Genomic DNA, 3,207 nt, shown 5'->3' with positions numbered 1-3,207 from the left:
CCCACTCAGGACTGCTTTACCGAGAGAGAGGGCTTTTTGTGCTTCCAGATGCGCTTTGCGCTTCCAGTTAGCTTTACGTTTATCCCGTTTGGATTTTGAGGTTTTCTTCTTAGGAACAGCCATAAGTATAAATTATTTAATTTGTTAGACAGCTTTTCTATCTTATTTTATTGTCTTGTATCTCGGTCTTCTATCTCGTTGTCAGGTGATGATGACTCAGGAGCCTGGTTGTTGGCTGGCGGCTCAGGAGCCTGGTTGTTGGCTGGTGGTGGCTCAGGAGCCTGGTTGTTGGCTGGCGGCTCAGGAGCCTGGTTGTTGGCTGGTGGTTCCTGAGGACTTGGGGAAGCTGGTTCCAGTGACTGTGGTTGACTTTGAGGGGAAAAATCAGGTTCCTCAACTCGCAGTAGGAACTGGGTATTGGGAAAATAAGTTGCCCAATACTTGGCATCCGGTCGTCTTTGCCAGGATGGACGGCTGACTTCTAACAACAAGACTGGGGCAATTTCTCCTTGATTTTGCCCTAGAATAGTAATCGCTACCTTTGTAGTCAAAATATCACTATCGAAGCTGCGTTGAGCTGCTGCTCTAGCAACTACTTCAGCACGGCGCATAAAGCCTTGGTAAGTTTCATCAGGCTCACGATTCAGGGTAACATTAATACGGGCTGTCTTGGCTTCGGCGCTTTGGGGAACAATGGCAACTGTGGTCAAGCAACTAACCCCTACTAAGCCTGGTAACACCAATAGCCGGATTACTTTGGACAACATAGTATTGTATCCTTTGATTAGGCTGAAAAAAGGTCAATTCTTATCATGAAGGAAAATCTTTACATCCACTAGATTGACTGAAACTACTTCGAGAGCCTTTAGAGGTGGACTAGGTTCGATAGTGTTATAATTAATTAATTAATAAAGTTAAGCCGTTAGGTTAAGCTAAACAGGGTTAAATTAGAATTTGCCTGTAAGGGGAAACTAAAGCAATAGTAATAAATTTAGGCATACCTAAAATTAGGTATAAAATTTACGAGTTTCAGGCGCTAGGGTATGGGGTAAATGGCAAATTACGCTGGTATAGCAATTGGCATCAACCACTATCAGTTCTTACAACCTCTAAACTATGGTCAAGCAGATGCTCAAAGACTACAAGGTTTTTTTGTAGACCAAGCTCATCTGCAACCCAGTGAGTTTCTTTTATTAACTGATACTTCACCACCGATTGATGATGTTTTAACCTACCCCAACCGAGAAAATATTTTAAGATGTCTCGACAGGATTCGCCAGAGTCCAGCTTCCCGAGAAAGTTGGCGTTGGTTCTTGTTCAGTGGCTGCGGGGTCAGTTGGGATAACGTTGACTACCTCATGCCGATTGATGGCAACCCAGATGACATTCCAGGAACAGGTATACCAATAGAATGCCTGTTTTCCTCTCTCAAGACTATGGGGAGCAATAAAATCCTGGTATTGTTAGACATAAACCGATCACCGGGAATGCCATCTGGTGAACCGGTTGGTGCTGAAACAGTGGAATTAGCCTACCAAATGGGTATTTCCCTGATACTTTCAAGTCAACTCAACCAGTTTTCTCACGAAGCTTCGGCTCTAGGGAATGGCTTATTCACCTCAGCACTTCTAGAAGCACTGCGTTACTATCATACTGACATTACCCTTGAGAATCTTGACGAGTATCTCACAGAGCGCCTACCGGAGTTGAGCCAACACCATTGGCGACCAGTTCAGATTCCTCTTACGGTGATTCCTTTACAGGAGTATCGACAACAACACATTTGGCCTGAAGGGGCAAGCTCACCACCAGAAAATCAATGGGCTGACCCGATCACTGACTCAAAAGCTACTAAGGTCGTTTTTTCGGAAGATGGCAATAATCTTGAGGTGCCACCCAAGGCGGGGTTCCCCGGCCTTGGAGGCGCGCACCTTGAGAGTGAATTTACAAAAAAACCTTTATCGGTGGTAACGCAAAACCCGAATAGTTATTCACCCACTAACACTGACAGCTCAAACCAAACCTTATCTGACTCAGTAGCTTTAGTTTCTTATTCAGACAGTCAGCCTCAAACTGATACAGAAGAGTTATCCTCATGGCGAGAATGGTTGTTTTGGGGTAGTGGTATAGCTTTGTTGTTAGGACTAGTGAGCTTAACTGTTGTCCGTAACCAGGAAGGCTTGATTACTCAGCAGGTTATCAAAAACACAGAGACTACCAGATTAACTACCACAGTACCAGAGACTAATCAGGTCAGGAATTCCCCAGTAACATTGCCTACAGCGTCAAAATCCCAGGCAACTCCAGCTCCCTTGCCAAATTCTAAGAGTAAACCCCTGGAAACTAAACCACAGAAATCCCTGGAACCGAGTCTGATCAAGGCGAATCAAGCAGCTTTGGACCAGGCAAGACAATTAGTTGAACCGAAACAGGCATCTGTGTATAGCGATGCGATCGCAATTGCCCGTCAGGTAAAACCTGGGGATCCTCTTTATGAGCAGACACAAAAATATATCACTCGTTGGAGTCAGTCAATTTTGGCTCTAGCCACGAAACGGGCAAAAAAAAGTGATTTTGAAGGAGCGATCGCAGCTGCCCAGCTAGTTCCTGAAGATAACCCTTCTGTTTATGCTTTGGCTAACGATGCCATTAAACAGTGGCAGATTCTCGCCCAACAGAAGTCTCAGAATCAACAGACTATCCAAACAGCCATCAAACAAGTCCAACGTAATCAAGCGTCTAGTTATAATCGTGCGATCGCAACCCTGCGTAAGATTCCACCGGGTCAACCGAAGTATGCCACAGCACAAGCGTTAATTGCTCAAGCTAGCGATAAGATTTATGGTATTGCTAAGTCCCGTGCCTCGCGAGGCAAGTTTCTCTCCGCAATTAACACAGCAAAATTAGTCCCAAAAGATACCCCTTACTATGAGGCTGCCCAAGAAGCGATCGCTAGATGGCAGCAAGGTAGACCTTGATAGTCATTTGGGTTGAAGGTTACAGGTTGAAGGTTACAGGTTGAAGGTTACAGGTTGAAGGTTACAGGTTGAAGGTTACAGGTTGAAGGTTACAGGTTGAAGGTTGAAGGTTGAAGGTTGAAGGTTGAAGGTTGAAGGTTACAGGTTACAGGTTACAGGTTACAGGTTACAGGTTACAGGTTACAGGTTACAGGTTACAGGTTACAGGTTGCTAGTTACAGGTTGCTAG

Annotated in this window: 3 protein-coding genes; 1 reads left to right on the top strand and 2 read right to left on the bottom strand. The window is 44.9% G+C overall.

From position 1 onward, the window contains the following. Window positions 1-123 (bottom strand): 50S ribosomal protein L32 (gene rpmF / locus F6K53_RS36110; protein ID WP_293084232.1); only part of this gene is annotated, 123 nt, incomplete at its 3' end. Between the two features lie 44 nt (window positions 124-167). Further along, complete coding sequence (locus F6K53_RS36105) at window positions 168-767, bottom strand: hypothetical protein (RefSeq protein ID WP_293084230.1); 600 nt, start codon at window positions 765-767, stop codon at window positions 168-170. Window positions 768-1,052: 285 nt separating this feature from the next. Between F6K53_RS36105 and F6K53_RS36100 the strand changes: the two genes are divergently transcribed. Then, the gene (locus tag F6K53_RS36100; RefSeq protein ID WP_293084227.1) at window positions 1,053-2,978 is read left to right on the top strand and encodes a caspase family protein; all 1,926 of its coding nucleotides are present in this window, start codon (window positions 1,053-1,055) and stop codon (window positions 2,976-2,978) included. The last annotated feature ends 229 nt before the right edge of the window (window positions 2,979-3,207 follow it).

The organism is Moorena sp. SIO4A1 (assembly GCF_010672065.1).
GTDB lineage: Bacteria > Cyanobacteriota > Cyanobacteriia > Cyanobacteriales > Coleofasciculaceae > Moorena.
This window is presented reverse-complemented; position numbering and strand designations above follow the sequence as displayed.

Coding starts and splice junctions, on each gene's coding strand:
- F6K53_RS36105 (WP_293084230.1), bottom strand. CDS start 767: ATGTTGTCCAAAGTAATCCGGCTATTGGTGTTACCAGGCTTAGTAGGG.
- F6K53_RS36100 (WP_293084227.1), top strand. CDS start 1,053: ATGGCAAATTACGCTGGTATAGCAATTGGCATCAACCACTATCAGTTC.